The organism is Alishewanella sp. BS5-314, assembly GCF_025377695.1.
Taxonomy (GTDB): Bacteria; Pseudomonadota; Gammaproteobacteria; order Enterobacterales; family Alteromonadaceae; genus Alishewanella; species Alishewanella aestuarii.
Genome location: NZ_JACEHJ010000002.1, coordinates 1,658,474 through 1,685,194 on the forward strand (window position 1 = coordinate 1,658,474; position 26,721 = coordinate 1,685,194).

Annotated in this window: 25 protein-coding genes; 12 read left to right on the forward strand and 13 right to left on the reverse strand. The window is 51.3% G+C overall.

Annotated elements, in window-relative coordinates; all coding sequences use genetic code 11:
* The first annotated feature begins 24 nt into the window (after window positions 1-24).
* The 3 genes from H1D31_RS12130 (at window position 25) to H1D31_RS12140 (ending at window position 2,282) form a co-directional block, all read left to right on the forward strand.
* Window positions 25-522, forward strand: coding sequence for a peptidylprolyl isomerase (locus H1D31_RS12130; RefSeq protein WP_261259144.1), 498 nt, complete (start codon window positions 25-27; stop codon window positions 520-522).
* Window positions 523-537: 15 nt separating this feature from the next.
* On the forward strand, window positions 538-1,284 hold the full coding sequence (locus H1D31_RS12135; protein WP_261259146.1) for a UDP-2,3-diacylglucosamine diphosphatase: 747 nt from the start codon (window positions 538-540) through the stop codon (window positions 1,282-1,284).
* A gap of 62 nt (window positions 1,285-1,346) precedes the next feature.
* Window positions 1,347-2,282 carry a sensor domain-containing diguanylate cyclase gene (locus H1D31_RS12140; RefSeq protein ID WP_261259147.1) on the forward strand — a complete coding sequence of 312 codons (936 nt, stop codon included), beginning with the start codon at window positions 1,347-1,349 and terminating at the stop codon, window positions 2,280-2,282.
* Here the strand turns inward: H1D31_RS12140 and miaE are convergent.
* Window positions 2,243-3,055 (reverse strand): tRNA isopentenyl-2-thiomethyl-A-37 hydroxylase MiaE, encoded by an 813-nt coding sequence (miaE, locus tag H1D31_RS12145; protein WP_261259148.1) that lies wholly within the window; start codon window positions 3,053-3,055, stop codon window positions 2,243-2,245. The two genes, H1D31_RS12140 and miaE, sit on opposite strands and share 40 nt — an antisense overlap.
* Before the next feature lie 204 nt (window positions 3,056-3,259).
* On the opposite strand from miaE, the gene H1D31_RS12150 reads away from it, so the two are divergent.
* Window positions 3,260-3,859 (forward strand): Yip1 family protein, encoded by a 600-nt coding sequence (locus H1D31_RS12150; protein WP_008607470.1) that lies wholly within the window; start codon window positions 3,260-3,262, stop codon window positions 3,857-3,859.
* Window positions 3,860-3,938: 79 nt separating this feature from the next.
* Here the strand turns inward: H1D31_RS12150 and purF are convergent, their stop codons facing one another.
* The 10 genes from purF to fabB all read right to left on the reverse strand — a co-directional run bounded on the left by purF (window position 3,939) and on the right by fabB (window position 16,188).
* The gene (gene purF / locus H1D31_RS12155) at window positions 3,939-5,450 is read right to left on the reverse strand and encodes an amidophosphoribosyltransferase (RefSeq protein ID WP_065955165.1); all 1,512 of its coding nucleotides are present in this window, start codon (window positions 5,448-5,450) and stop codon (window positions 3,939-3,941) included.
* A gap of 17 nt (window positions 5,451-5,467) precedes the next feature.
* Window positions 5,468-5,956 (reverse strand): CvpA family protein, encoded by a 489-nt coding sequence (locus H1D31_RS12160; RefSeq protein ID WP_065955166.1) that lies wholly within the window; start codon window positions 5,954-5,956, stop codon window positions 5,468-5,470.
* A gap of 59 nt (window positions 5,957-6,015) precedes the next feature.
* The gene (locus H1D31_RS12165; RefSeq protein WP_065955167.1) at window positions 6,016-6,678 is read right to left on the reverse strand and encodes an SPOR domain-containing protein; all 663 of its coding nucleotides are present in this window, start codon (window positions 6,676-6,678) and stop codon (window positions 6,016-6,018) included.
* The gene (gene folC, locus H1D31_RS12170) at window positions 6,675-7,955 is read right to left on the reverse strand and encodes a bifunctional tetrahydrofolate synthase/dihydrofolate synthase (protein ID WP_065955168.1); all 1,281 of its coding nucleotides are present in this window, start codon (window positions 7,953-7,955) and stop codon (window positions 6,675-6,677) included. Before folC ends, H1D31_RS12165 begins: the two co-directional genes overlap by 4 nt.
* 16 nt (window positions 7,956-7,971) lie before the next feature.
* A complete protein-coding gene (accD, locus tag H1D31_RS12175; protein WP_008607463.1) occupies window positions 7,972-8,832 on the reverse strand; it encodes an acetyl-CoA carboxylase, carboxyltransferase subunit beta in 861 nt (286 codons plus the stop codon).
* A 150-nt stretch (window positions 8,833-8,982) separates the two neighbouring features.
* On the reverse strand, window positions 8,983-9,771 hold the full coding sequence (gene truA, locus H1D31_RS12180; RefSeq protein WP_261259149.1) for a tRNA pseudouridine(38-40) synthase TruA: 789 nt from the start codon (window positions 9,769-9,771) through the stop codon (window positions 8,983-8,985).
* A 52-nt stretch (window positions 9,772-9,823) separates the two neighbouring features.
* Window positions 9,824-12,448 carry a FimV/HubP family polar landmark protein gene (locus H1D31_RS12185; protein WP_261259150.1) on the reverse strand — a complete coding sequence of 875 codons (2,625 nt, stop codon included), beginning with the start codon at window positions 12,446-12,448 and terminating at the stop codon, window positions 9,824-9,826.
* Window positions 12,449-12,668: 220 nt separating this feature from the next.
* A complete protein-coding gene (locus H1D31_RS12190; protein ID WP_261259151.1) occupies window positions 12,669-13,688 on the reverse strand; it encodes an aspartate-semialdehyde dehydrogenase in 1,020 nt (339 codons plus the stop codon).
* Window positions 13,689-13,704: 16 nt separating this feature from the next.
* Window positions 13,705-14,817: a 4-phosphoerythronate dehydrogenase gene (locus H1D31_RS12195; RefSeq protein WP_261259152.1), complete on the reverse strand. Its 1,113-nt coding sequence runs from the start codon at window positions 14,815-14,817 to the stop codon at window positions 13,705-13,707.
* 156 nt (window positions 14,818-14,973) lie between these two features.
* Window positions 14,974-16,188: a beta-ketoacyl-ACP synthase I gene (fabB, locus tag H1D31_RS12200; RefSeq protein WP_008607458.1), complete on the reverse strand. Its 1,215-nt coding sequence runs from the start codon at window positions 16,186-16,188 to the stop codon at window positions 14,974-14,976.
* 34 nt (window positions 16,189-16,222) lie between these two features.
* Between fabB and H1D31_RS12205 the strand changes: the two genes are divergently transcribed.
* Genes H1D31_RS12205 through H1D31_RS12215 form a run of 3 tightly spaced genes read left to right on the forward strand, consistent with a single transcriptional unit; the run spans window position 16,223 to window position 18,696 of the window.
* Window positions 16,223-16,432 carry a hypothetical protein gene (locus H1D31_RS12205; protein WP_261259153.1) on the forward strand — a complete coding sequence of 70 codons (210 nt, stop codon included), beginning with the start codon at window positions 16,223-16,225 and terminating at the stop codon, window positions 16,430-16,432.
* Window positions 16,398-18,299, forward strand: a complete 1,902-nt coding sequence (gene mnmC, locus H1D31_RS12210) for a bifunctional tRNA (5-methylaminomethyl-2-thiouridine)(34)-methyltransferase MnmD/FAD-dependent 5-carboxymethylaminomethyl-2-thiouridine(34) oxidoreductase MnmC (protein WP_261259154.1) — start codon at window positions 16,398-16,400, stop codon at window positions 18,297-18,299. The genes H1D31_RS12205 and mnmC overlap by 35 nt, the downstream gene beginning before the upstream one ends.
* Window positions 18,300-18,351: 52 nt before the next feature.
* Window positions 18,352-18,696 (forward strand): hypothetical protein, encoded by a 345-nt coding sequence (locus tag H1D31_RS12215; RefSeq protein WP_008607455.1) that lies wholly within the window; start codon window positions 18,352-18,354, stop codon window positions 18,694-18,696.
* Between the two features lie 77 nt (window positions 18,697-18,773).
* Here the strand turns inward: H1D31_RS12215 and H1D31_RS12220 are convergent, their stop codons facing one another.
* Complete coding sequence (locus tag H1D31_RS12220; RefSeq protein ID WP_261259155.1) at window positions 18,774-19,655, reverse strand: flagellar protein MotY; 882 nt, start codon at window positions 19,653-19,655, stop codon at window positions 18,774-18,776.
* A 125-nt stretch (window positions 19,656-19,780) separates the two neighbouring features.
* On the opposite strand from H1D31_RS12220, the gene rnt reads away from it, so the two are divergent.
* Window positions 19,781-20,503, forward strand: a complete 723-nt coding sequence (gene rnt / locus H1D31_RS12225) for a ribonuclease T (RefSeq protein ID WP_261259156.1) — start codon at window positions 19,781-19,783, stop codon at window positions 20,501-20,503.
* Window positions 20,504-20,529: 26 nt separating this feature from the next.
* Here the strand turns inward: rnt and H1D31_RS12230 are convergent, their stop codons facing one another.
* Complete coding sequence (locus H1D31_RS12230) at window positions 20,530-20,874, reverse strand: Grx4 family monothiol glutaredoxin (protein ID WP_008607452.1); 345 nt, start codon at window positions 20,872-20,874, stop codon at window positions 20,530-20,532.
* Window positions 20,875-21,101: 227 nt separating this feature from the next.
* Here H1D31_RS12230 and H1D31_RS12235 point away from each other — a divergent pair, with 227 nt between their 5' ends.
* The 4 genes from H1D31_RS12235 (at window position 21,102) to H1D31_RS12250 (ending at window position 26,714) form a co-directional block, all read left to right on the forward strand.
* The gene (locus tag H1D31_RS12235; RefSeq protein WP_008607450.1) at window positions 21,102-21,686 is read left to right on the forward strand and encodes a Fe-Mn family superoxide dismutase; all 585 of its coding nucleotides are present in this window, start codon (window positions 21,102-21,104) and stop codon (window positions 21,684-21,686) included.
* A 300-nt stretch (window positions 21,687-21,986) separates the two neighbouring features.
* Window positions 21,987-23,909, forward strand: coding sequence for a PrkA family serine protein kinase (locus tag H1D31_RS12240; protein WP_008951430.1), 1,923 nt, complete (start codon window positions 21,987-21,989; stop codon window positions 23,907-23,909).
* Window positions 23,910-23,922: 13 nt separating this feature from the next.
* Window positions 23,923-25,188, forward strand: a complete 1,266-nt coding sequence (locus H1D31_RS12245; RefSeq protein ID WP_261259158.1) for a YeaH/YhbH family protein — start codon at window positions 23,923-23,925, stop codon at window positions 25,186-25,188.
* Window positions 25,189-25,202: 14 nt separating this feature from the next.
* Window positions 25,203-26,714 (forward strand): SpoVR family protein, encoded by a 1,512-nt coding sequence (locus H1D31_RS12250; RefSeq protein WP_261259159.1) that lies wholly within the window; start codon window positions 25,203-25,205, stop codon window positions 26,712-26,714.
* The last annotated feature ends 7 nt before the right edge of the window (window positions 26,715-26,721 follow it).

Here is a 26,721-nt window from a genome sequence, read left to right on the forward strand (position 1 = left end):
TTTAACCTGACAGGACCCTTTACTATGGTTAGCTTACATACCAATTTTGGCGTTATTAAACTGCAACTGTTCGCCGACAAGGCCCCCGCTACTGTTGAGAACTTTTTAAGTTATGTAAAAGATGGCTTCTTCGACGGTACCATTTTTCACCGGGTCATTGACGGCTTTATGATCCAGGGCGGCGGCTTTACTCCGGATATGGATCAAAAAGACACCAAGAAACCTATCAAAAACGAAGCCAATAACAAAGTTTCAAATAAAAAAGGCACCATTGCGATGGCTCGCACCAGCGATCCGCACTCAGCCACCTGCCAGTTTTTTATCAACGTCGCCGATAACAACTTCCTCGATTTCAGCTCAGAGAGCATGCAAGGCTGGGGTTACTGTGTATTTGGTGAAGTGATCGAAGGCATGGACGTGATTGATAAGATCCGTAAAGTGCGTACTGGTCGCTTTGCCGGCCATGCCGATGTACCAGTCGAGCCGGTCGTAATCGAGCGCGCTGAGCTGCATAACGCCTAAGCGGTATTGGCGCAGATGGCGTATACGCTTTTTATTGCCGATCTTCATCTGGCAGCAGACAGGCCTGATATTACTCAGGCCTTTTTGCATTTCCTCGCTGCTGAAACGCAGCAAGCCGATGCGCTTTATATTCTTGGTGATTTATTTGAAGTCTGGATTGGTGATGACAATCCGGAACCGTTACTGGCAGAGGTTGCAGCGGCACTGCAGGCGGTTAGTAAGCAGCTGCCGGTATTCTTTATTCACGGCAACCGTGATTTTCTGTTAAAACAGCGCTACGCCAAACAGGCCGGCATCACCTTATTGCCGCCACAGCAGGTGATTGATCTCTACGGTACCCCTACGCTGATTATGCATGGCGATAGCCTCTGCACCCTGGATTTAGCCTATCAGAAATTCCGCCGCTGGTGGAATCAGCCCTGGTGGCAGACGCTGATGTTGTCGTTACCACTTAGCATACGACAGCGGATTGCCCGTAAAGCCCGCGAAAAAAGTGCTAAAGCGAAAGCGCAATATCTGCGACAAGATGCCGCCAGTATTATGGACGTGACACCAGAAGAAGTACCAAAAGTGATGGCGCAATTTGGCGTGCAGAAACTGATCCATGGTCATACCCACAGACCGGCAGTACATCAGCTGCAAGTTAATGGTCAGGCAGCAGAGCGTTATGTGCTGGGTGACTGGTATACGCAAAGTAGCTATCTGAAAGTCAGCCCTGAACACTGGCAGTTGGTGTTTCAGCCACTGGCAGTTTGCGATTAAGCGATCTCATTCGTATCACACTAAGCTATGCTTAAAAACCGGTCACTTAGCTTGGGTAACTTATGGTATCGACGTTTCAGCACTACGCAGAATTACTGGCCCGCTTTGCTGAGCAAAGCCATGATGGATACGCCATCTTTTCCGCACATGATGTTCTGGTCTGTGCCAATAAAGCATTCTTAGGCACCTTTAACCAAAGTGCTACCAAGCTGCTGGGTAAAAGTTTTACCGATATTATGCGGCTGGCTTTTGAGGAAAAAACAGGCCCAAAAATAGAAACTCAGGATATTGAGCAATGGCTTGCCCGGGCGCAGCAGGTTAGACGTCAGCGCGAGTTCCGATTGTTTGAAGTTGACCTGATCGATGGTCGCTGGTTTTTGTTTTCAGAACAAACGCTGGTCAGTGGTGAAATATTGCTACAAACCAAAGACATCACTAAGCAAAAAATTCTGGAACAGCACCTGAATGAGCGGGCACAACGGCTAAATGATCTGGCGTTAACCGACGAGTTAACCCGCATTGCCAATCGCCGCAGTTTTGTAGCGTCAGTTCAGTCAGAACTAAACCGCTGTGAACGCTTGAATTGTCATATAGCGCTGCTGCTGTTGGATATCGATCATTTTAAAAGCATCAACGACAACTTCGGCCACCAGGCCGGCGATGAAGTGCTACAACAGCTAGCCAGACTGGTCAGCTCAACATTGCGGGAATATGACATCTTTGGCCGGATTGGCGGCGAAGAATTCGGTGTATTTTTGGCAGAAACCGATCAAAAAACCGCGCTGGCCGTCGCCGAGCGACTCTGCCAATTGGTTGCCAGTTCGCCGTTCAGTGCGGCCGGTCAGCAATTAACTGTTACGGTTTCGATCGGCGTTGCAACTGGCTACAACCTATCTTTTGAGTCTCTTTATCAGGAGGCAGACACTGCACTCTACAAGGCCAAACACTCTGGCCGCAATCAGGTGGCACTTGCGGCAGCGGCGATACTGCTTCCCTGACACCCCGGCCCACTGTAAACACCACTGTGGAATTTGAAATCGGGGTCGGGACTTAAAATCAGTTCAGCTTCGATCTGAGCGAAGAATGCCACCCGCGCGCTGATATCGCTACCGGCAATCTGCTGTGCCAGACTCAGATAATCCTGATAATGACGCGCTTCCGAACGCAGTAGCGAAATATAAAAATCACCAATTGCAGCAGGCAATAAAGGCGCTAAGCGGGCGAAACGCTCACAGGAACGCGCTTCGATAAAGGCACCACAAATCAGTTTATCGACCAGCGCATTTGGCTCAAAAGTACTGACATGCCTGAGCAAGCCTTTGGCGTAACGGCTGGAGGTGATCTTGTCGTAGGCTACGCCGAACTGCTGCATGATCTCCAGTACCTGATAAAAATGGTGTAGCTCTTCTTTAATCAGCAGCACCATTTTATCAATTAAATCCTGCCCGTAGGCCGAGCTGGCTTTGGGTAGCATCGACTTTTTCAGCTTATGTTCGGCCAGTTGCTGCCAGTCGCCAAGCTGGCGGTAGGTAAAATCTTCGTATGGCTTTAGCCATTGCAATAAGGCTTCAGCGCTTTGTTCGTCTACCGCATAGCGACGAATCAAAAACATCGCTGATTGTGCCGCTTTTAACTCACAGATCAGATGATCCGTCAGCAATACCGGTAAAGACTCGGGCCTCGCCGCTTGTACTAACCAGGCATCAGGGGTAACACAGCCAAGAAACTGCTGGATCGGTGCCAACAGCTGTTGATATTCGCAACTTTGCATCAGATAACCGCTCTAAAAATCAGCGGCAAAGTATACCGAATAGGTTACAGCGCCGCCAGCAGCTTCCGATAGCCTGCTTCGCTGGTGTTTAAAAATTCAACGCCAGGCTTGACGAAGTTCTGACCATCAGTCATAACTTAACTACGGGCAACTGCGTTATTGCCCGGACAAGGGTGCAGTTTTGCAGTAATAAGGATAATAATTATGATACTAAACCATTTATGGGGCTTGTATGCCCACCCGAAAGAAGAGTGGCATACGATTGATGCCAGACACGAAAGTTTCCGCTACAGCATGATTCACATTTTATTGATCGCGCTGATCCCCTCTTTGTGTGCCTATTATTCAGCGGTGCATCTGGGTTGGAGCATCGGTGTGGGTGAAAGAATCTTTTTAACCGCCGAAAGCGCACGCTTGATGGCGGTGGCAATGTATATCGCCCTGATTGCCGGTGTCTTTGCACTGGGCTTATTAGCACATTGGATGGCCCATACCTTTGGCGCTGAACCCACTTATACCCAAACGCTGGAGCTGGCATCCTATACCTCAACGCCACTGTTTATGGTGGGTTTAGCCGCGCTGTATCCTGAGCTGTGGTTTGTAATGATGGTTGGTCTGGCCGGGCTAGCCTATTCGGTGTATTTGCTCTATGTCGGGGTACCGATCCTGATGCACATCCCGGAAGAACGTGGTTTTATTTATGCCAGTTCAGTGGTGACCTGCGGTCTGGTGCTGTTAGTGGTGGTACTGGCTGCCACAGCGATTCTATGGAGCTCGGGTTTTGGCCCTGCCTTTACACACTAACCGATAAAGACACACAAGCTACGACAAGGTAAAAAAACGGCTGCCAGTGGCAGCCGTTTTTGTTTGCTTAGCGCCGGACTCAACCCTCGTTATAGGTTTCCAGATGTGAGGCCATTGACATAACTGAAGCCACTTTAGCATCGTCACTACGCATCTGGTCCAGCCGGTTCAGATAATCCTGGTCGATATCGTTGGTGACGTAATGGCCATCAAACACTGAGGTTTCAAAACGTTTGATATCCGGATTTTCGCTACGTACTGCGGCGATCAGATCCGGCAGTGATTGGAAAATCAGGCCATCGGCACCGATGATCTGACAGATGCTTTCGACGTCATGGCCATGCGCAATCAACTCATTAGCCGATGGCATATCAATACCATAGACGTTCGGAAAACGAATTTCCGGCGCGGCAGAGGCAAAGTATACTTTTTTGGCACCGGCTTCCCGCGCCATTTCGATAATCTGGCCAGAGGTAGTACCGCGGACAATCGAATCGTCAACCAATAATACATTCTTACCTTTAAACTCCTGCCAGATCGCATTCAGCTTGCGCTTTACCGATTTCTTGCGCTGCGTTTGTCCTGGCATAATAAAGGTACGGCCGATATAGCGATTTTTCACAAAGCCCTGGCGATACGGTAAACCGAGGACACTGGCAATTTCCAGCGCTGCGTCATTACTGGTTTCAGGGATAGGGATCACCACATCGATATCCAGATGCGACCACTCGCGTTTAATTTTCTCGCCCAGATATTTCCCCATCGCCACGCGGGAGGCATACACCGAGATATTATCCATCGTCGAGTCTGGCCGCGCGAAATACACATATTCAAAGATACAGGGGGTATAGCTTGGGTTTTCTGAACATTGCTGGCTGTGCAGCTCGCCCTGCTCGGTAATATACACCGCTTCACCCGGCGAAATATCACGCAACACGGAGAAGCCATCCGCATCCAGCGCCACACTCTCTGATGCCACCATATATTCAGTGCCAGCTGGTGTTTCCCGCTTACCCATTACCAGTGGTCGGATGCCGTTCGGGTCGCGGAAGGCAATAAGGCCATGACCGATCACCAGGGCGACTGCTGCATAGCCACCGCGTACCTTACGGTGCACATTGGCAATGGCTTTAAAAATTTGCTCTGGCTCCAGCTGCATACTACTTTGCACTGCCAGTTCATGCGCCAGCACATTCAATAATACCTCGGAGTCAGAGGTGGTATTTACATGGCGGCGCGCCAGCCGGAAGATCTCGTCTTTCAGTTCATGCGCATTGGTCAGGTTACCATTGTGCGCCAGAGCGATACCAAAAGGGCTATTGACGTAAAATGGCTGTGCTTCCGCCGTGCTGGAAGAGCCCGCGGTAGGATAGCGAACATGACCAATACCAATTTTACCGGCCAGGCGCTGCATATGGCGGGTTTCAAAAACATCTTTAACCAGGCCATTCGCCTTGCGTAAGCGCAAGGTATTATTATCCACCGTAACAATACCGGCCGCATCCTGCCCACGGTGCTGTAACACTGTCAGACCATCATATAAGGCCTGATTGACCGGATACTTACCTACGATACCAACAATACCACACATTGAAATTTCCTCGCCGGCTAGGGCTTTTGCATAAAACTGGAATGGCTTTGCAAATACTCGAAAAACCATTCAATGATAAAACCAAATTCGGGGATCAATACCGATTGTCGCCACCAGTCACTGCTGGCAGCCGGGGTAAAGGCATCAGCGAAAAACAATAGCGCACTGACGACTAACACGCCACGCAGCGCACCGAAAATCAGCCCGAGCAGCCGATCGGTGCCAGACAGTCCCGTCGATTGCACCAGCTTGCTAATCAGATAGTTAATTAAAGCACCAACAATCAGTGCGCTGATAAACAAAATGGCGATCGCTACAGCGTTTCTGATGGTGTCGTCGGTAAGGTTAGTGAAAAAGCTGGCAAGATGCGGATAGTAAGAGCTGGCAATAAAGAAAGCGGCGATCCAGACGGTCAACGAGATAGCCTCTTTTACGAAGCCCCGGACCAGACTTATCACGGCGGATAAGGCAATGATCGCCAGAATGGTGAAATCAATCCAACTCATTTGCTACCAAAGGATGCTTATTGACGGCGCGCATTCTACCAAATTGCGCCGTGCAATAGCTAATTATTTTCCGCTGGCTGGTAATTGCTAATCACCAACCGCTCTACGCCGGTAAGCTGGCGTAGCTTAGGTAATCCCTGCTCCAGCTTTTCACGGCGAATTTCCGGGCCAACGAAGACACTGGTTAACTGCTGGCCACTAGCATTGGTAATGTCGCGGGTAAAGGTGGTAAAACCTTCCTGGCGCAACTTGGTCACCAGAGCATTGGCATTTTGACGGTTACTAAAACTGCCCACTCTGACAACCCAGGCAGCCTGATTCAGTGCTGGCGTAGTAGCTGATGGCGGGTTAGCCGCCGCCGGCTGACTTACCGTAGTAGGTGCCGGAGTTGTTGCAGTCTGGGTTTGCGCTTGCCCTGCCGCATCAACAGTCACAGTCGCAAATTGCTGTGATGGCAACTCTGGCCGACTGGCCGTTTGTTCGTCCAGCGGCACCTCACCCTGCTCTGGCTGTTGCTCGGAGACGACTTGCGCTTGCGTCAAGGCACTGTCATCAAAGGGTGCAACCTGCTGCACGCCTGCAAACTCCGGGCGCTCCGGAATGACCTGGAAATCGTCCTTCACCACCTGCTTTTGACCGTCCAGCAAGTCCGGCAAAAATATAATCGCCAGCATCAGTAAAATACTGGTACCGAGCAAGCGATGTTTAAATTTTGCACTCATTCTTCCTCCCGCGACAGCGCCAATACGCCGGCAACAGTAACAAAAGATCCAAAAACAACCAGCAAATCCGTCGCGGCCATGGCATCACGAAGCTGGGTAAAGGCCTGGGCCACATCCTGATGTTGCGTTGCCTGTACGGTCGGTAATACCGTATTTAGCGCCGCTGCCAGTTGCTCACTACTGGCTCCCCGATTACCGGGCAGGCTGACAAGATGCCACTCATCGATACAGGTCGTCAAGGGCAGTAGTGCCTGGGGCAAATCCTTATCTTTCAGCATACCCACCAGGCCAATCAGCCGCGGATAGCGTTGGCGCAGTTGTTGGAGTTGGCTCGCCAAATAAGCCACCGACTGCGGATTATGCGCCACATCAAGCAGAATTGCCGGTTGCTGTTGCAGCCACTGCATACGTCCGGGCAGGCTAAGCCCGGGTAACGCCTTTGCCAATAGTGCTGACTCAGGTAATACGCCCAGTTGCTCCAATACTGTCAGCGCCGTAGCGACATTTTGCAGTGGCACCGCCGGTATCGGTAAACCGCTGCGCTGCTGCTGTCCCTGCCAGCTCCAGTTATCGGCCTGCTGTTGATAATAATAATCGCGGTTGATCAGCAGCAACTTAGCCTGCGTCTGCAGTGCAACGGCACTGACACTTTGCGGTAGCTGCAGGTCGCCGCAAACAGCGACTTTATCAGCGCGGAAGACTCCGGCCTTTTCACGCCCGATACTTTCCCGATCCGGCCCCAGAAATGCCTGATGATCCAAGTCGATGGTGGTAATAACACTGATATCGGGCGCCACAATATTGGTGGCATCCAGGCGGCCGCCTAAGCCGACTTCAATCAAACAAAAATCCGGCTGCGCCGCACGCAGAATGGCAAAGGCTACCAGGGTGGTAAATTCAAAGTAAGTTAGCGGAATCTCCTGGCGTAAGCTTTCGACCTGCTGAAAAGCACTCAGCCAGGCATCATCTGCCACATCCTGGCCATCGATCCGCAAACGCTCATTGAAGCGCAGTAAATGCGGTGAGCTGTATACGCCTACCCGATAGCCCTGTGCCAGCAGCAATTGCTCCAGGGTGCGCGCTGTGGTGCCTTTGCCGTTGGTGCCGGCAATCAGGATAACCTTGCCAGGCAAAGCAGCTAAGTTACCGCGGCTGGCAACTTCGGTTACCCGCTGCAGACCCAGTTCAATTTTATCAATAGGATGGCTTTGTTCAATATAACAAAGCCAATCGGCCAGGGTATGGCACGATTGGCTGGTCAACGGCTGGACAGACATAACTCTCCGGAATGCATTACTCCGACTGCGGAGCAGGTAACTGCATAAACTTCGCTAAAAGTCGGGCAATTGTATCGCGCATTTTCCGCCGGTCAACGATCATATCAATAGCGCCGTGCTCCAACAGGAATTCGCTGCGCTGGAAACCTTCCGGTAGTTTCTCGCGTACGGTTTGTTCTATCACGCGCGGACCGGCGAAGCCAATCAGTGCCTTGGGCTCACCGATATTGATATCACCCAGCATCGCCAGACTGGCCGAAACGCCACCCATGGTAGGGTCAGTTAATACCGAAATATAAGGCAGCCCCTGCTCACTCATCCGGGCCAGCGCAGCACTGGTTTTCGCCATTTGCATCAATGAGAACAAGGCCTCCTGCATCCGGGCACCACCACTGGCAGAAAAGCAGACAAAGGGGATTTTATGTTTCAGCGCATATTCAACGCCTGCGACAAACTTAGCACCGACGACAGAAGCCATCGAACCGCCCATAAATTCAAATTCAAAAGACGCCGCTACCACTGGCATACCATGCAGAGTACCGTGCATCACTACCATCGCATCTTTTTCATTGGTTTCTTTTTGGGCAGCGACGATCCGATCTTTATACTTCTTACTGTCTTTAAACTTTAATAAGTCTTGCGGCTCTAACTCAGCTGCCAGCTCGGTAGTTGAGTGCGTGTCAAAAAAATGCTGTAAACGGCTGCGGGCAGAGATCCGCATATGATGATCGCACTTTGGGCAAACCCCAAGATTACGATCCAGATCGGCTTTATACAGTACCGCATCGCAAGACGTGCACTTGGTCCACACCCCTTCCGGAATATTACGGCGATCTGACGATGACGTTCTGGGCAGAATCTTTTCTAACCAACTCATAACCTTTTCCTAATTTGGTAATTGCCGGCGGAAGCGGGCAAAAAATACGCTAAAACCATCGAAATGGCGAAAATGCGGCTATTAAAACACAAATCAAGCAGGGCAGAATACAGAAAACTGGTCTTAGTAGTGCGCGACGCTACCCTGCGTTCAGGTCGGTGGCAAAAATAACGGCCCCAGCTCAACCTGCGGTATCGCATAGTGCGCGGGATAATCGACCTCCACCAGATACAAGCCCCCTGCTTTCGCCGTTGCTGCCGCCTGGGTACGATCCCGGCTGGCCAGCAGTTGCGCCAGCCACGCAGGTGGCTGCCGCCGCATGCCGATTTCTAATAAGCTACCGGTAATATTACGCACCATATGATGTAAAAAGGCATTGGCCTTGATATCAAGGACAATATAGTCACCAAAGCGTTCAATGCGCAGATGATGCACATTGCGAAACGGCGTTTTTGATTGGCACTGGATGGCACGGAAAGCACTGAAATCCTGCTCCCCCAACAAGGCCGGCGCTGCTTGTTGCATCAGTGCAATATCCAGCTGCTGATGATAATGACTTAGCCCGGCGCGCAGAATAGCCGGACGATGTTTATGATTGTAAATTACGTAACGGTAACGGCGCGCTGTCGCGCTGAAGCGGGCGTGGAAATCGTCCGGTACAACCTTGGCCCAACGCACGGCAATTTGATCCGGCAGCTGGGCATTGGTGCCCATGACCCAGGCATTTTCATCCCGCACTGCGTCGGTATCAAAGTGCACTACCTGACCGGTGGCATGCACACCCGCATCGGTTCTGCCGGCACAAAAGAGTTCTACTGGCTGATTGGCCACTTTGGCCAGTGCTGTTTCCAGTTCCTGCTGCACGCTATTAACTTCGCGCTGACGTTGCCAGCCATAAAAGCTGCTGCCGTCATATTCGATTCCTAAGGCTATCCGCATCTTGGCCCCTACTAAATTTCGGGGCTAGTATAACCCAGCGAGCGTCAGTTACCTACTCTGGCCGCAGCTGACGTGCTTCGTCCTTAACATGTTCAGGTGCCACTGAGGTCAGGATTTCATCAATCAGCAGGGTTGCACTTTCAGGTTCATCCATCTCGATATAAGCCCGTACCAAATCTAACTTGGCGGCGAAGCCATTATCTTCCTGATCAACATCCATCTTGGTATGTTCACCGATAATATCGGCAAATTCATCCAAGCCAACATCCACATTCAGCTGTTCAAAACGGCTTTCGTCGTTATCAGGTTGTTCCAGCGCCGATAATAAATTATCAATTTCAACAAAATCGGTATCAGACAAGACCTCATCGGATGAGGGCGTAACCTCAGTCTGCTGCTGTTCCGTCTCAGCGCTACCTAAGTCAGGTTGCGCTTCAGGCTCATCCTGCTCAGCCGCTGGCGGCGTTATGTGCTCCAGTTCATCCAATAATTGCTCAAACTGACTATCTTCCAAATCGGTCAGATTCAGCTCTTCTGGTGTTAGCTCATTTACCGCTGTATCAAGCTGCTCAGCGTCCGGATCCGTCGTCAGATTTTCCAACTGCTGCGATAACAAAGCAAGCTGTTGCTCATCTTCCGGATCAAAATCAGACAAATCCAGTTCCGGATAGGTATCCAGTACCGCGCTGGGATTCTCAACGGCCAGCATCGCTTCTGAAGGTTGTTGTACCGACAAATCTTCGGCTTCAGTCAAATCAACGCTTGGCACCTCTTCAGCGTCAGACTCGATCTCCGGCGCAGCCATGGTATCCAGTAAATCGGCTTCTGCTTCGCTGGTTGTGACGAGCGGTAATTCTTGCTCTGCTTCCTGTTCCGCCAGCCATTCCTCATCTAAGATAGCGGCGTCTGACAACTCGGTGCTGTGATCTTCCTCATCTGATGCACTATGCTGCCCGGCAATGGCAGTTTGCTCTGCAGCCTGAATCAGTATATCGTCCAGCTCGCTCTGCAACCGCTCTTCGTCTTCGGTTAACAACTCATCCAGACTTGTCGTGTCCTGTTGTGCACCTTCGGCGGCGAGTTGCTCGGCAAAGGCTTCTAACTCTGAGCTATCAAAGCGGGGCTCAGCACCGGCAATTTCCTCAATACTCTCCGACGCTAGGAGGTCAGCTTGCTGCAGACTGTCTTCTTCCAGCCCGGCATCAAACTCGTCTGGCGTGATCTCCGGTTCTGCGACAACGGCAAGCTCTGCTGCTTGCGTATCGGGATCTTGTGGCCAGTCCAGCTCAATTTCCTCAAGCAAATTATCAATATCATCCTGATCAGTGAACTCAGTTTGCTCTCGCTCCACCTGAGCCGGGGTAAGTTCCGGTGCGGCCGCCGCTTCCGGTTCGGCAAACTCGATGATTTCCTCTGCTTCTGGTTCGTCCTCGGCCGCTAACAGCGAGGCCAGGTCAGTATCAGATAAGATATTGTTGGCATCAAAATTAAAATCTGCGCTCTCCGGTAAAGTTAAATCATCACTGCTTGGCGTGACTTCGGCATCGGAGACATCGTCCAGTGAAAAATCTAATTGATCGTCCTGCGGCACATCTAAGACATCTGTCGATAACACATCGACATCCAAATCGTCCAGCAAGATATCGTCGCTAAAATCACTCAGTCCATCCTCTACGGCGGCACTGGTGCTGGCTTTTGCTACCGGGGTAGGCTCAAAGGCGTCGTCCAGTAAACTATCGTCTAGTGTAAAGAGACTATCGTCAAAGTCCTGACTGCTATCCAGTGGCGGTACCGGTGATTGATAACCGGCTGGCGCAACCGGCTCTTTCGTCGCAGCACTGATCACTTCTTCGGTCTTCTGACTACGACGTTTAAACCAGAACAACAAACCGACTAATGCCAGAATTGCCGGGAAAGAGGCCGCCAAAGCCCAAATCAGCGGGTTATTCAGCCAGGAAGCACTGGCTGCCTGTTGCTGCGCCTGTGCTGCTGCCAGCTCTGCCAGACGACGGGCTTCCTGTTCAGCCAGTATTGCCTGCTGTTGCTCCAGTAACTGGTTCAGTTGCTGCTGTAACAGGCTATCTTCCGCTAACTGCGCTTTTAACCCCTCTAACTCTTGCTGCACCCGCCCCAGAGAACTGCGTAATTGTTCGTTTTCGCGGGCAATGCCTTCAATCAATAGCATTGAGCTTTGATAGTTATCTTTTAGCGCATTTAATTCGGTCAGTGCTTGTTGTTGCACCTGATTAGGTTTAGCGGCTTGCTCGCGCGCCCGGGCTCTGGCCTCTGCTTCACGGCGGGTACGCTCCGCCCAAGCCTGATCATCCAGTTCGGCTTTACGTCTGGCTTGCTCGGCATCGACACTGCGAATTTCCCGCAAATCTGGCAGGATTAAGATCGCGCCCGGCCGTAAATGATTAAAGTTAGCGTCATTAAAGGCACCAGGGTTTTTCAGAAAAAGCGCGTACATCACCTGATAGGTGGTCACACTGTCGTTGGGCTTAACCTGCTCGGCAATCCGCCATAGGGTATCGCTGGCCGTTAGCGGGCCAAACTGTTGCTGGATAAAGGCATTATCGCTGCTTTTCGGGCCACGGATCTGCGTTGGCGTACTTTGCGAGAACGCAAACGTCGAAAAATTGACAAGCAACAATACTAATAAAATACGAACGGGCATCAGTTTTCCTTAGCCGAGCAACCAGACTCACGTCATTAAGCCAAACTTTATTTCAGAGTTATGCAAACAGCGTTCCATCATTCTCAAAGTCAGCCCGACAACTATAATGCAGATGCACGAAACTGACCAGAGGCGAGCCTCTGTTATCAAGCACCGTTGCCGTTATCACCGCCAAAACAAAAACAGGCCGCAAAAGCGGCCTGTTACAGTGAAACGCGACTCAGAGATAATCGCGGATCAGCACTTCTGCGATCTGAATACTGTTAGTCGCAGCGCCTTTACGAATGTTATCGGCCACAACCCACATATTTATACCATTTTCATGTGATAAATCCTGACGGATGCGGCCAACAAAGACCTCATCCTTGCCGGTAGCACTGCAAACCTGGGTTGGGAAGTCGGCATTATTTTCCAGTAATACCACACCCGGCGCATTGGCCAGCAGAGCTTTTACCTGCTCTGGCGAAATCGGCATCCGCGTTTCGATATGCACCGCTTCGGCGTGACCATAGAATACCGGTACCCGCACTGCAGTGGCATTAACGGCGATGCTGCTGTCGCCCAGAATTTTCTGGGTTTCCCAGTGCATTTTCATTTCTTCTTTGGTGTAACCATTTTCCAGAAACACATCAATCTGCGGAATCACGTTAAAAGCGATTTGCCGGGCAAACTGTCCCTTCTCATCCAGTGGCCGGCCGTTCATCAGCTGTGCAGTTTCGCTGGCCAGGGCTTCTACTGCCGATTGTCCGGCACCACTGACCGACTGATAAGTCGCCACATTGACCCGACTGATACCAACGGCATCATGAATTGGCTTTAACGCCACCAACATCTGAATCGTTGAACAGTTGGGGTTGGCAATAATATTACGGTTACGGTAATCGGCAATGGCCTCTGGGTTAACTTCCGGCACCACTAATGGAATATCCGCCTCGTAACGAAAATGCGAGGTGTTATCAATCACCACACAGCCAGCTTCCGCGGCTTTAGGGGCATAAATCGCCGAGACACTGCCACCGGCCGAGAATAAACCAATCTGTGCCTGGCTCCAGTCAAAGGTTTCAGCATCCAGCACTGTCAGCTTTTTACCCTTAAAGGTCACAGTACCACCGGCCGAGCGGCTGCTGGCCAGCGGGAACAGTTGCGCAACCGGAAAATCACGCTGCTCCAGAATTTCGATTAAATGTTGGCCGACCAGACCGGTCGCGCCCAAAACTGCGACATTATATTGCGACGCCATGCGGTGCATCCTCTTATTACTGACGACTAAAGCCTAAGGAGTCTAGCCAGACCGGTAAGGCCGGGCCACTCAGTTGTAGCGCACTGTACTCGCGCCTCGCAGGATAAGACTTTCTGAGCCAGTCAAACCCGTTACCTGTTATATGATACCGGAACAAGGCATCATCCCGCCGCACATCATATAACATCCTGGCGAGATTTTGGACATCTGGAAGCCCAAAATTAGCGGAAAGTTGTAGTTTTTCCATTGCTGGTACCGGTAAGAGCGCGGCCAGACTCACCCGGGGCTGCTGTTGCAGCAGTTCACAGCAACGCCGATACAGCATTTCAGTACCTCGCGCCTTGCCTTCGACACTATGGCCGGCAATATGAGCTGTAGCCAGATCGCAATAAGGCAGCAGCGGTAACAAGATATCCGGCTCCTGTTCCCAAACATCCAGCACCAGCGGCCGACGCTGCTGTTGTTGCGCCGTTAGCAGCGCCTGATTATCGATCACGGCGCCACGCGAGGCGTTGATAAGGGCACAGTCGGGCTTTAACAGCGCCAGGTGTTCGGCATCCAATAAATGGTAGCTGGGATAAGGCCCGTTTTTTTCAAGCGGGGTATGAAAACTAATGATATCGGCCTGCTGACACAAGGTCGCAAAATCGGTATGTGGAAAATCCGCTTCGCGCTCAGCTCGCACCGGATCGCAGAGCAGCAGCGGGATCCCCAGCGCCTTTGCCGCGGTTGCTAAACGCTGGCCGATGCTACCGACCCCGACAATACCCAGCACTTTATGCTGCAATGACCACTGATAACGCTCAGCCAAAAACCATAAACTGCTCAGCACATATTCCAGCACCGACTGGGCATTGCAGCCGGGCGCCGAACTAAAGCTAATCTGCCGGCAGGCTAAATAGTCAGTATCAACATGTTCAGTACCGATAGTGGCCGTGCCGACAAAACGTAAGCGGTTATTCTGTGACAGCAAACTGGCATTGACTGGCGTCACCGAACGCACCAGCAGGATATCGGCCTCGCGTAATGCCTCAGCCTGTGCGTTACGGCCATCAAAGGTCGTTACCTCGCCAAGGTCGGCGAAAAACTCGCGCACCAGCGGCATATTTTCATCAGCGTAAATTTTCATTATCGGCCCCGTTGTTCGGATGCGTGCATTCTAGCAAGAAAAGTCGTGTCGCAAGAACTGAACTTGAGCAAGAAAAAAGGCGCTGATGTCAGCGCCTTAAGTTATAACAGCTGCAGTTAGCCGTTGTAGCGTGGCATTACGCTTTGTAGCGCTGCATTACCCTTTGTAACGTTGCATAACCAGGGTGGCATTGGTGCCACCAAAGCCAAAGCTGTTTGACATTACGGTATTTAATACCGCATCGCGGGTTTGGGTCACGATATCCAGACCTTTAGCCGCTTCATCCAGCTCACCGATATTGATCGACGGCGCAATAAAGTTATGCTTTAGCATCAGCAGCGAGTAAATGGCTTCATGCACACCGGCCGCACCCAGCGCATGACCGGTCATTGCCTTAGTCGCACTGATGGCCGGCGTTTTACCGGCAAAGACTTCCTGGATCGCGCCCAGCTCCTTGACATCACCCACCGGCGTACTGGTGCCATGGGTATTCAGATAATCAATAGGTGCGTCCACGCCTTGCATCGCCATTTGCATACAACGTACAGCGCCTTCGCCGCTTGGTGCCACCATGTCATAACCATCTGACGTCGCGCCATAACCGACAATTTCAGCATAGATGGTCGCACCACGCGCCAGCGCATGCTCTAACTCTTCGACCACGACGATACCGCCACCGCCACTGATCACAAAGCCATCACGATTGGCATCATAGGTACGCGAGGCCAGCTCAGGGGTGTCGTTGTAACGGCTGGATAAGGCGCCCATCGCATCAAACTCCATCGCCAGCGTCCAGTGCACTTCTTCACCACCACCGGCAAACACGATATCCTGTTTGCCCAGTTGGATCAGCTCCATCGCATGACCGATACAGTGTGCGCTGGTGGCACAGGCTGAACTGATGGAATAGTTGACGCCTTTAATTTTAAATGGCGTAGCCAGACAGGCCGAGCAGGTGCTGGACATGGTTTTCGGCACGGCATAGGGGCCGACCCGTTTTACGCCTTTTTCACGCAGAATATCTGCCGCTTCAACCTGAGTTTTGGACGAAGCGCCGCCCGAGCCAACCACCAAGCCAACGCGCGGATGCGAAATCTGCTCATCGCTTAAACCGGCATCCTGCATCGCTTCCTGCATCGCCAGATAAGCATAGGCAGCAGCATCGCCCATAAAGCGCATCGCTTTACGATCAATCAGTTCGCTGGGGTCAAGTTTAATATTGCCCCATACCTGAGATCTTAAACCCAGCTCTGCGAATTCCTCGGCACGGCTAATACCGGACTTACCCGCTTTTAACGAGGCCAATACCTCAGCCTGATTATTACCGATACTAGATACAATGCCTAAACCGGTGATCACGGCTCTTTTCATGCTAACTCCCCATGCCTGTCGTTACAGGTGCTCAATGTTAAAAATTATCTTTGTCATGCTGCCGCCCAGTCAGGCCGCAGAATTAATACCGCAATTCTACGGACTTTCGCCGCGAAACTGGTCTGCTTTCAGCGCACAGCTGTACTCTGTTTTCAATTTTGCTTCAGGCTGCGGTAAACTACAAGATGAAATTTTGCCAAAGGTTTGTTATGTCTGTCCTATCGCACGCCCGGATCCACTTTAATGCTCAGGGTACACCTATTGCTACCGATTTTGATGACATCTATTTTTCCAATGACGGCGGTCTGGCTGAAACTGACTACGTGTTTTTGCAGCAAAACGGTTTACCAGAACGCTGGTACACCCACCCTCGCCCCTGGTTTCATGTGTTGGAAACCGGCTTTGGTACCGGTGCCAATTTCTTACTTTGCTGGCAACGCTTTCGGGAATATCGTCGGCAGTATCCGGATGCCCGCTGTCAGCGGCTATATTTTAGTAGCTTTGAAAAATACCCGTTAAGCCGCGCCGATCTGACGCAGGCACTGAGTGTGCATACGGAGTTAGCCCCACTTTGCCAACAGCTATTGGCCGCCTATCCGCCGGCCACCGCGGGCTGTCAGCGATTATTGCTGGATGGGGGCCAGGTGATGCTGGATCTGTGGCTGGGTGATGTTAATGCGCTCTTACCCACAGTTCCGGAGCAGAATCGGGTCGATGCGATCTTTCTTGATGGTTTTGCGCCAGCGAAAAACCCTGATATGTGGCAGCCGGGATTATTTCAGCAGCTATTTCGCTTAAGTTATCCCGGCACCCGCCTTGCCACCTTTACCTGTGCCGGCGTGGTAAAACGCGGCCTAAGCGCAGCGGGCTTTCAGCTTGCCAAGGTAAAAGGCTTTGGTAAAAAGCGCGAAATGCTGATTGCCTGGCATCCACAGCCGGCTGAGTCGTTATCCCCCGACAGGCAGCACAGCGATCCTGTTAGTGCTCCTGTCACCATTATCGGTGGTGGTCTGGCAGCCTTAACCACCGCCTGCGCCCTGCTGCGTCGGGGTATTGCTGTAACGCTACTCTGCGCCGATGCCGAAGTTGCTCAGGGTGCTTCACATAATCGCCAGGGTGCGCTTTATCCAAATCTGCCAGTTAAGCTAACGCCACAAGGGTTATTTCACTGTCAGGCCTTTTGGCAAGCGCGGCAGTTTTATCAGCACTGTCAGCAACTGGGCTTAGACTTTCCGCTGGATTACTGTGGTGTGCTGCATCTGGCCAGCACAGAGCAACTGGCTGAGCGGCAACAAAAAATGGCAGAGGCTGCGGTCTGGCCAGCTGAGTTACTACAGTTTGTCGATGCGGCAGCTGCCACTGAGCTCGCTGGTGTGAGTTTGCAGCAGGGCGGCATCTTTTTGCCGCTGGCCGGTTGGCTGGCACCGCAAGCCTTTTGCCACGCATTGTGGCGCTACCTTAGCACCCAGCCGGGCTTTAGCAGCCAGTTTAATTGCCGCGTAGAACAGTTAAGTGCCCATGCAGATGGCTGGCGACTGCATACCGCGACAACGACACTCACCGCACAACAGCTGCTGGTCGCTAACGGTGCCGATCTAACCCGCTTAGCCCCCTTTGCCGCTCTGCCGGTAAATCGGGTACGCGGTCAGGTTAGCCATGTCGAAGCGCCGGATCTGGCGCCATTGCGCACTGTAATTTGTCATAAAGGTTATCTGACGCCTGCCTGGCAAGGACTGCACTGTATTGGCGCCACCTTTGACCGGACAGCAGATACGGCACAGTTAATGGATACAGACGATACCCAAAATATTGCCGAGCTGCGGCAACAGTTACAGGCACCTGACTGGAGTCAGCGTTTAATGGTTAACTCGGCGAAAGCCGCTTTTCGGGCGACAGTACCGGATCATCTGCCACTCTGTGGTCGCTACCACAACAATGCCGCGCCGGCACCACTTTGGCTAAATGTCGGTCTGGGTGCCCGCGGCTTGTTATTTGCACCGTTATTGGCTGAGTACTTAGCCGCTGTAATCAGTGGTGAACCGCGGCCACTTAGCCAGAGCACAGCGAACTTACTGAGCCCGGCACGCTTTAATAAAAAAGCGGCGACTTAACCCCAATTATTTGCTAGAGTTTTTATTACAGGAAACTAATCAAGGAATTGCTATGTCTGGTCGTAAGTTAGGTTTAGCCGTGCTGGTATTGGCAAGCAGCCTGCTCAATATCGGAATGACGCAGGCAGCTGAGTTTCAGCGTATCCCACTACCAGCGGATGCCCGTGAACAGCTGAGACTGGAACAAAAGCTGCCGGCCGTGCTGCACTTTTACAGCCGCGCCAGTCAGCAAGAATTACTCAGCTTTTACCTGCAACATCTCGGGCAACCAAGCCAGCAAAAAGTCGTGGCGGGTCAGCTACAGCTAAATTTTCCGCGTAACGGTGAGCAAATCCGGGTGATTATCGCCGAGCGCAATGGCTGGCGCGATGTATCCTTGATGGTGGAGCGACGTTAAACAGACGGCAAGGTCGAAGCCTGCATCAGGGCTTATTGACGCTTGCAGCTTAATATTGTTGTCAAGGTTAACACGCCTTAGGGCTTTGCCATTTGCAATACTAAACGGCGGTTAACTGCCCGCCCCAGAGCACTGTCGTTCGGCGCGGCATGACGACGCTCACCAAAGCCTTCAATCTGCACTTTTTCTGGCGCGACGCCGGCAGCAACTAAGAAATCTTTAATTTTCTGCGCCCGCTGTACCGATAACTGCTCGTTCATCCAACGTCCGCCAAAGCTGTCGGTATAGCCCTGCAGATCAATCGACTCAATTTCCTGATCGTACTTCAGATACTCCGCGATCTGGCTTAAACGACGACGTGATTCTCGGGTTAGTTGATCACCACCGCTCTCATAACTTAATACCGTAAACGCAATATCTTCAAAGTTATAGGGTAACAAACCGGCGATACAGTGGCTAAAGGCCTGATACTGAGTTGGAAATTGCACCGGATTCAGAGCCGCCACCACCTTATCATAGGGGCTGTACCAATCACTATAATAAAAGGTCGGACTAAAACCCTGCTCCAGTTCGGTCAGCAAGGTCCAGGCGGTTTTCTTCGGTAAATCACCATTAAACTGCTTTAACAGTCGCATACTGGCCAGGGTTTTGGTTTTTTCGCCGGCACGCCACTGCGGGGGTACTGACAGTACCTCCGCTAAGCCATAACTATCAGGCCGGCGCAGCATTTGTAATTCAAAGTCCATATTCAGACTTTTACCGGCAGCACTGCGAAACACCGCCTTACCAAAATTCGGGATCTCATGCTCCAACTGGCATTGCAGAGGCGTATTACTACTTAGTTGCCAACGCGATTGCTCAATAGTGGCAGAATATTGACGCCACTGGCTGGGAATTGCTGCCAGCTGGCCTGCCGTCAAAACTGCACTGATACTAAAGATTAGCGTTATCGCCCGCATGTACTGCCCCATTGTTTGCAAAAAAACTCCAGCGTCCTAACGACCATAGCAAGCATTATGCCCAAAACAAGACCTGTCGCATTTTTTTTGGCATAATGCCGGCCTCTGACTGCTACGGTGACTCTATGACCTCAACACCTTCTGCTGCGACAAAGGCTACGACTTCAGGCGCAACTAAAAGCGCTTCCCTGTTAGCCCGGCGTTTTCGCGGCTACTACCCTGTTGTTATCGACGTCGAAACGGCAGGCTTTAATCCAAAAACCGATGCCTTGCTCGAAATTGCGGTAAATCTGCTGGAAATGGACGCCGAGGGCCAGTTAAAGCCCGGCAAAACCCTGCATTTTCATGTTGACCCTTTTGCCGGCGCCAATCTGGACGCCAGCTCACTGGCATTTAACGGCATCGATCCCTTTAACCCGCTGCGCGGTGCCGTGCCTGAGCGTGAAGCCATTACTGAAATTTGTAAGGCCGTGCGCAAAGCGCAAAAAGACGCCGGCTGTCAGCGCTCTGTCCTGGTGGCGCATAATTCGGCTTTTGACCAAGGCTTTTTTAATGCCGCCATCAGCCGCTTAAATTATAAACGCTCGCCGTTTCATGCTTTTGTTTCGTTTGATACCACCAGCCTGGCGGCGCTGGCGCTGGGGCAAACGGTCCTGGCCAAAGCCTGCCAACAGGCGGGAATTGCCTTTAATGCCAAAGAAGCCCATAGCGCTCTGTATGACACCGAGCGTACCGCGGAGCTGTTCTGTTACATCGTGAATAAATGGCAGCAACTGGGAGGCTGGCCACTAAGCAATGCGCTACCGGCCGATGAGGAACAGGACGAAGAGACTGAAGACACGGCATAAAGGATCTGCCGTGTCTTACTGAAGGTTTATTCCGCCGCTGGCTGTTCGGTTTTAAACTTTTCAGCCGTGGCTTTGATCAGCGGTTGTAACTCACCGCGCTGAAACATTTCCAGCACGATATCACAACCACCAATCAGCTCGCCTTCTACCCACAGCTGCGGGAAAGTCGGCCAATTGGCGTATTTTGGCAGCTCGGCCCGGATATCCGGATGCTGCAGAATGTCGACAAAGGCAAACTGCTCACCACAGGCAATCAGCGCTTGTGACGCCTGAGCCGAAAAGCCACAACTGGGGAATTTTGGCGAACCCTTCATATACAACAGGATCGGGTTGTCGGCGATTTGTTGTTTGATTTTGTCTAACGTTTCCATTACTACCTCTCGGATTAAGATGAAAGTTGGCCTATTTTACTCCTTCTGCCCCTCGCCCGCACTTGAGATTTGCAGAAAGTGCCCAATATTGTCTGAACCAACAACAGCGCCTGCGGCTATAATGATTGCAGGCAAACGCAGGCCGGCAGGTATAAAACTTGAGTATTTTAGTCAGGTTTTGTAGTCTACGCCATGCAGACACTTTAAACAACGAACGGAGAGCTACAATGGCCTTTGAATTACCCGCCTTACCATACGCAAAAGATGCTTTAGTGCCGCATATTTCTGCTGAAACCCTGGAATATCACCACGGTAAGCACCACAACACCTACGTCGTTAAGCTGAATGGTCTGATTGAAGGCACGCCTTTTGCCAGCCAGTCATTAGAAGAAATTATCCGTAACAGCGAAGGTGGCGTATTTAACAACGCAGCTCAGGTGTGGAACCATACGTTCTATTGGCACTGCTTATCACCAAATGGTGGCGGACAACCAACTGGCGCCCTGGCCGATGCCATCAACGCTAAGTGGGGCTCTTTCGATGCCTTTAAAGCTGCCTTTAATGACAAAGCGGTCAATAACTTCGGTTCCAGCTGGACCTGGTTAGTGAAAAAGGCTGATGGCAGCCTGGATATTGTCAATACCAGCAACGCCGGCACACCAATTCAGGACGCTGCAGTAACGCCAATTATCACAGTTGACCTGTGGGAACACGCTTACTACATCGACTACCGCAATGCCCGCCCAACTTACCTGGATGCATTCTGGGCCCTGGCGAACTGGGAATTTGCTGCAGCGAACTTCGCTAAGTAACGCTGCAATTCCTGCCTCTGATACCCGGCCACTGCCGGGTATTTTTTTATCTGCGCTCCTGCCCCGTTCGGGCTGAACCTTTTACCAACACTTTAGCTCAAAAAAGCAACTGAACCCTTTATCGAGACAAAGCGTACCATTACCCAGTAACGATTTTTTACTGAAACATTGGGCAAAACAGCGCTTTAGTGTCTACCCTTAAAGTGAGTAGTTTGGGCGTTAGCTGCCAATACGGGTAACTAATACGGCTGCCCAACTAGCGTAAAAGTTGTCATGCCGGACGATGGGCTGGAGGTATTTATGGGGATCTTTGAGCATTTCAGAACCAGGTACGAAACCACCAAAGAAGAGGAAATGAGCCTGCAGGAGTTTCTGCAGCTGTGTAAAAAAGACAAAAGCTGCTACAGCAGTGCCGCTGAACGTCTGCTGCAGGCGATTGGCGAACCCGAGCTGATTGATACTTCGCAGGACTCTAAGCTCAGCCGCCTGTTTTCAAACCGTCTGATCGCCCGCTACCCCGCCTTCCATGAATTTTACGGTATGGAAGAGGCCATCGAACAAATCGTTTCCTATCTCAAGCATGCGGCGCAAGGGCTGGAAGAGCGCAAACAAATCCTCTATTTACTGGGGCCTGTGGGTGGCGGTAAATCCTCGCTGGCCGAAAAGCTAAAGGCCCTGATGCAGCAAGTCCCGATTTATTACCTGAAGGGCTCGCCGGTACAGGACCACCCGCTGTGTCTGTTCGATGCAGCGGAGGATGGCGCCCTGCTGGAGCAGGAATATGGCATCCCCAAACGCTATCTGCGAGCCATTATGTCACCCTGGGCCAGTAAAAGATTGCATGAGTTCAATGGCGATATCAGTCAATTCCGGGTGGTGAAACGCAATCCCTCTATTCTGGATCAACTCGCCATCGCCAAAACTGAACCGGGAGATGAAAACAATCAGGATATTGCCGCCCTGGTCGGTAAGGTCGATATCCGTAAGCTGGAGCACTTTGCCCAAAACGATCCCGATGCCTACAGCTATTCCGGTGCGCTTTGCCGTGCCAATCAGGGCCTGATGGAATTTGTGGAGATGTTCAAAGCGCCAATTAAGGTGCTGCATCCACTGCTGACCGCGACCCAGGAAGGTAACTACAATGGCACCGAAGGGCTGGCGGCCCTGCCGTTTGATGGCATTATTCTGGCACACAGTAACGAGTCCGAATGGCAAACCTTCCGCAACAATAAGAATAACGAAGCCTTCCTGGACCGGGTTTATATTGTCAAAGTACCTTATTGTTTGCGCGCCAGTGAAGAAATGAAAATTTACCAGAAACTGCTGGAGCACAGTGAGCTCAGTCAGGCGCCTTGCGCCCCCGGCACTCTGAGCTCGCTGGCGCAGTTTGCGGTATTATCCCGACTGAAAACGCCGGAAAACTCCAGTATCTACTCCAAAATGCGGGTGTATGACGGCGAAAGCTTGAAAGATACCGATCCTAAAGCCAAGTCCTATCAGGAGTATCGCGATTTTGCCGGTGTCGATGAGGGTATGACCGGTTTATCGACCCGCTTCGCCTTTAAGATCCTGTCACGGGTTTTTAATTTTGACTCAACCGAAGTTGCCGCCAACCCGGTACACCTGTTTTATGTGTTGGAACAGCAAATTGAACGGGAGCAATTTCCGGCAGACACCGCCGAACGCTATCTGGAGCACCTGAAAGGCTATCTGATCCCGAAATATGTCGAATTTATTGGTAAAGAAATTCAAACCGCTTATCTGGAATCCTATTCGGAGTATGGGCAAAACATCTTTGATCGCTATGTTATCTATGCCGATTTCTGGATCCAGGATCAGGAATACCGGGACCCGGAAACCGGTCAACTGTTTGATCGGGCGGCGCTGAATGCCGAGCTGGAGAAAATTGAAAAGCCAGCCGGCATCAGTAATCCAAAAGATTTCCGCAACGAAATAGTCAATTTTGTGCTGCGGGCCAAGGCCAAAAACAATGGTAAGAATCCGCTGTGGACCAGTTACGAAAAACTACGCACGGTGATTGAGAAAAAAATGTTTTCCAGCACCGAAGAACTGTTACCTGTCATTTCCTTTAATGCCAAAACCAGTACCGAGGATCAGAAAAAACACGACGACTTTGTTAACCGGATGATGGAGAAAGGCTATACCCGTAAACAGGTCCGGCTACTGTCGGAATGGTATTTACGGGTACGTAAATCACAGTAGCTCCGGAGGGTGTATGGCGCATTTTATCGATCGCCGTTTAAATGGTAAGAATAAAAGCGCGGTAAATCGCCAGCGCTTTATCCGGCGCTATAAACAGCAGATTAAACAGGCCGTATCGGACGCCATCAGTAAACGCAGCGTAACTGACCTGAGCAGTGGCGAGAGTATCAGTATTCCGGCACGCGACATTACTGAGCCGTTTTTTCATCAGGGCCAGGGCGGCGTAAAGCAACGGGTGCATCCGGGCAACGACCAGTTTAGCCCCGGCGATCGCATTCCCAGACCACAAGGCGGTGCAGGCGGCAGTGGCAAAGGTGATGCCAGCGCCGATGGTGAAGGTAGCGATGACTTTGTGTTTGCCATTTCCAAGGACGAATATCTGGATCTGTTGTTTGAAGATCTGGCGCTACCGGATTTAAAACATAATCAACTGGATAAACTGGTACAGTATAAAACGGTCCGCGCTGGTTACCGGGCCGAGGGGGTACCGGCCAATATTGATATCGTGCGCTCGTTACGTGGTTCGCTGGCGCGCCGCATCGCCATGTCTGCCAATAAAAAGCAACAGCTAAGGCAAGCCGAGGCTGAATTGGCCGAGCTGGAACAGGCCGCGGTGCCGGATGAACTGGCACGACGCGCGCTACTGGAGCGGATCAGTGAACTAAAACAGCGACTTGCGGCAGTACCCTTTATTGATAGCTTTGACCTGCGCTTTCGTAACTACCAGAAAAAACCGGAGCCAACCAGCAAGGCGGTGATGTTTTGCCTGATGGATGTCTCTGGCTCAATGGATCAGGCCACCAAAGAGATGGCCAAACGCTTTTATATTCTGCTATATCTGTTCTTAAGCCGCAGCTATAAAAATGTCGAAGTGGTCTATATCCGTCACCATACGCAAGCTAAGGAAGTGGATGAGCAGGAGTTTTTTTACTCCCAGGAAACCGGCGGTACCATTGTTTCCTCGGCCTTAAAATTGATGCAGGAAATCATTGCCAAGCGCTTTAATCCGCAAGAGTGGAATATCTATGCCGCCCAGGCTTCAGATGGCGATAACTGGGCAGAAGACAGTCCGCTTTGTGCCGAACTGCTAAGTAAACAGATCCTGCCTGCGGTACGTTATTATGCCTATATCGAAATTACCCCGCGGGCGCACCAGTCGCTGTGGGAGCAATATGAACGCCTGCGGGCAAGTCAGCCCAAGCTGGCGCTGCAGCATATCCGTGAGGTGAGCGATATCTACCCGGTATTCCGGGAGCTATTTAAGAAACAGGCAGCCTGATCGAGGGAGGCAAAATGCGTAGTGTCGCCTTAAGCAAAGGGCCTTGTCTGCCAGACGGGCCAGACTGGAGTTTCGAACTGTTAACCCAGTATCAGCAGGAGATCGCCCGGGTCGCGGCCTATTATCAGCTGGACACTTACCCCAATCAAATCGAGGTGATCAGCGCCGAGCAGATGCTGGATGCCTATTCCAGTATCGGCATGCCGATTGGTTATCATCACTGGTCTTTTGGTAAGAAATTTATCCAAAGTGAGCAACAGTATAAAAGAGGCTATATGGGGCTGGCCTATGAAATCGTTATTAACTCCGACCCCTGCATTGCCTATCTGATGGAAGAAAACACCTTGCCAATGCAGGCACTGGTGATGGCCCATGCCTGTTATGGTCATAATTCGTTTTTCAAAAACAACTATTTATTCCGCACCTGGACCGATGCCAGCTCCATTATCGATTATCTGGTATTTGCGAAAAACTATGTCAGCCAGTGTGAGGAAAAATATGGTATTGGCGAGGTGGAGGATTTTCTCGATTCCTGCCATGCGCTGATGAACTATGGTGTGGATCGCTACAAAAGACCACAGAAGATCTCAATGGCCGAAGAGCAGCGCCGGCAGCAGGAGCGGGAAGCCTTTTTGCAATCCCAGGTCAATGAACTCTGGCGCACGCTACCGGCAAAGGCCAACAGCAATCCGGCCGAGGCGCGTTTTCCAGCCGAACCACAGGAAAATATCCTGTACTTTATCGAGAAAAATGCACCACTGTTAAAACCCTGGCAGCGTGAACTGGTGCGTATCGTACGCAAGATCTCGCAATACTTTTACCCGCAAAAACAAACCCAGGTAATGAACGAGGGCTGGGCGACGTTTTGGCACTATACCTTGCTGCAGCATTTGTATGATGAAGGCCGGGTCAGTGATCGCTTTATGCTGGAAGTGTTACACAGCCACACCAGCGTAGTATTGCAACCGCCTTACAACAGTAAATACTATTCCGGCATTAACCCCTATGCGCTGGGTTTTGCCATCTTTACCGATCTGCGGCGCATCTGTGAACAGCCCACTGCGGAGGATCGTGAATGGTTTCCGCAACTGGCCGGCAGCGACTGGCTGGAAAGCCTGCATTTTGCAATGCAAAACTTTAAAGATGAGAGCTTTATCAGCCAGTATCTGTCACCTAAGGTGATCCGGGATTTTCATCTGTTTGCCATTACTGACGATAGCCAGGACAGCAGCCTGGAAGTCAGTGCGATCCATAATGCCGAAGGTTATCAACAGATCCGGCAAATGCTGTCGGCGCAATATAATCTGAGCCAGCTGGAGCCAAATATTCAGGTGCAGCAAGTGAATATCAGCAGTGATCGGGCTTTAACGCTGCGCTATACCCCGCATAACGAAATCCCATTGGGCGGTGCTATCGACCAGTTGATGCGGCATTTACACCGCTTATGGGGCTTTGACGTGAAACTGGAGCAACTACAACAGGATGGTAGCTGTAAACTGCTGGCCAGTTGCCCGGCACAGCAGTAGTTTAAGA